The sequence below is a fragment of the Shewanella sp. SG41-4 genome (assembly GCF_014164505.1).
GTDB lineage: Bacteria > Pseudomonadota > Gammaproteobacteria > Enterobacterales > Shewanellaceae > Shewanella.
Genome location: NZ_JACJFI010000378.1, coordinates 1 through 2,893, shown reverse-complemented (window position 1 = coordinate 2,893; position 2,893 = coordinate 1). Strand labels below are relative to the sequence as shown.

The window sequence follows — 2,893 nt, the reverse complement described above, 5'->3', positions numbered from 1 at the left end:
AAGTAGCATCTGCCACTGAGTAGTTGTTCTGTATGTTTTCATCACCTGCTCCAAATTTATCATTGAGCAGGTATTTTTAGACAATCAGAACATCGATGCTAGGTGTACTTCGCTAGACGCATACGAATCAACAACATTTTGATGTAATTGAATCCGTTTCTCCCAATGCTCTTTACGTTTATCATCGATACAAAGATTTGGGCATCCGACGCACCTTTTTTCTTCTCGTTTTGCCTCGGATAGCTCTCCTTCCTCATCCAAACACTTGGAATTCTTTTTTGTGCTATTTGAAATAAAACAGTAGCCATCGGAGTGCGGAATGACTTTTAAATTCTTAGATACAATCAAATCATCAATAAATTCTGCGATAGCAGTGGAGTCAAGAAGTTTAGAGTTTGCTTGAATTAAACGCCCGTAGCGATTTAATGCTGCACTAGCCCCCCCATTAATTGTAGTTTTTTTTAAAAATGCATTGTTAAGAATTGAAAAAGTCATTTTTTGTTCTACATCAGACATAAACTGCCAAACATCTTCATCATCGGTGTATGCTCGAGTAAACTCTGATTGGTTATGTTTCAAAAGAAGCGATAACTCTTCTAAGCCGCCTATTTCATATCGCCACATCCATAACATAGCAAAAGCACGACGAAACATGTGGGGTCTCAATGTTACTCGAGTAAAGTTAACTGATTGACTAAAAACCTCTAGGACACTATAAAGTGAATTGGTATGGAGGTAATAGGATTTATTGGTGTTACCCGATGTCGAGTGTTGTAGTGGGAGTTTTAACAATACGTGCTGGCTGTTACTCTCTAATCTTTTATGACTCGTGAGACGCATTATTACTCTAAATGCATCCTTTACTTCTTTAATAACTGGGACCTTTGTACGCTTTCCACTTTCAGAGCCTGAAGTCTTTTTTTCTAATCCGTATAAAATATCAAGTTCTGAGTTTAGAATACCCAATACATCTTTACTCGACCTTAATGCTAACTCATGCTTTCGCTCAGCGATAAGAACTAGAATTACAGTAATGGCTGCACCATAGAGTGCTCGAGTATCGACGATTAATTTAGATACCGGATAGTTATACTGTTTTTTAAAAATACTAGCAGAACTTTGGCCATCTAGTACGTTAGCCTTTATAAATACATATTTATCAAGAAGATCTAGTGTTTTATCAGCATTTTTAACTAATTTAATAGCCTCATTAATTAAATAAAATATTTCTCCAGGAAGCAATGTTTCGGTGTGCCCACCTTTATTGGAGGTATTCTTTCGTGCGAATGACCAAAGCTCATCCCCACGGAAGGGATTAAAGGTCAAAGTCTCTTGTAATTCTTTACCTAATTTGAATAAATCAAGAATAGGTAATAAATAACCTTCGATTGTTGCTCTTGATAAATCGCGTTTAACTAATGTTTTCTTGTAAACATCAATGTCTTCTTTACCGACATCTTGTAATGAAAAGCATTTTCGCTCAAAGCACAAAAATGAATAAAACTTCCTCAATGATCGTCCATACCCAGCTAAGGTGCTAGTCTTTATATTGTCTAAAAATAAAGTTTCCATACGACAATAGAGTTGATCTTTAGCTCGTTCTACCCAATAGTCCCATCGATTATTTATTCCTAGTGAGCGTTTAGGCGACCAATCAATCGTATACCTACTTAACTCATCTGTTTTGATGTGACGTTTGAGTGTCCAAACATAATTGATGTAGTCACATAATAACCAAGATGGAGACCTTTGTTGCATTGTGATTTCACTAAACTGATTAGTTGAAAACACTACATTTTTGACTACTTTATTCAGGTCATTCATGTCTAATTTCCTACGATAATGGAGGCAATACAATCTTCTTTGCTAGGACTCGTGCATTTCGCATATCGGTGCTAGTTACTATCGTTAACATGTTTTGATATTTTAACAACCTTGGTTCCCAATATGCTTCCCACCGACGTGGGTTTGAAAAAAACAACTCGTCTTTAGCCTCATTAATCGCAGTTTCCCAAGCAATCCAGTCAGCTATAACATCAACATCATTAAACCATATCCTTTGTGCATCACAATTAATCCATTCATCGACCCCAACATGACCTGCGTCAAATAAATTATCACTCTTCTTGATTGATTGAGCATTATCAACGATAAACTGCTGAAAGTTTTTCATTTTAGTTTGAAGTAGCGATTGAGAGTATAATCGTTGTGTATAGATTTGGGTGGTTGATGAATGAGCATGATTTAAAACATCTTGAATTTTAGAAAAACTCTCCCCTGTTAAATGCATAATTAAAGCACATGTTGGTCTAAAATTTACTCCTGTACATTGCCCTGCTATGGCTTTTAAAAAAGGTGCTTCTTCTTTAGCACCCACCACAAAATCCTTTACTAGGTTAGTGACAGTGCTTACATCCATGGTTTTAACTCTTTGGTTACCATCAGTCTCAGCTGAAGGCATAAAATGAAGAAAAAGAGGTGTTTTTTCCAATTTCAAGAGAGTTTTTCCTGTTTGGCCTATCTGGTTTAGTAGATATTTCATCCTAGCAACATGACGAATACATGCGGCTATAATAGGATTTTCAGCGTCACACTTTTTCTCAAGTGGAGCTCCCCGAAATTTATCGAAGAACGTTATGATTTCGCCTTCATTGCCTGAGGGTCTAAATGAATTCAAGTATGTATATTGAGATACAGTATCGACATTAGGGCTTAAATCAATAAACGATAATAATCCGGTGATAAAGGGAGTAATACATTTTGACGTTGGAAAAAAGCTATCTCGAACTCTACTTCTGCTCCACCCCCGATACTTGAAATAATCAGAAATCCCTTTTGGCCAAAGTCTTGAATCGGGGAGTAATCGACCATAGTGGGAGTATAAAACACTCAC

The 2,893-nt window shown here is 36.6% G+C and carries 2 protein-coding genes; both read right to left on the bottom strand.

The features are described from left to right. Positions 1–84: 84 nt before the first annotated feature. Positions 85–1,824 carry a site-specific integrase gene (locus H5202_RS19885; RefSeq protein WP_182773587.1) on the bottom strand — a complete coding sequence of 580 codons (1,740 nt, stop codon included), beginning with the start codon at positions 1,822–1,824 and terminating at the stop codon, positions 85–87. Positions 1,825–1,834: 10 nt separating this feature from the next. Then, on the bottom strand, positions 1,835–2,893 hold a 1,059-nt coding region (locus H5202_RS24035; protein WP_220493942.1), incomplete at its 5' end, for a site-specific integrase.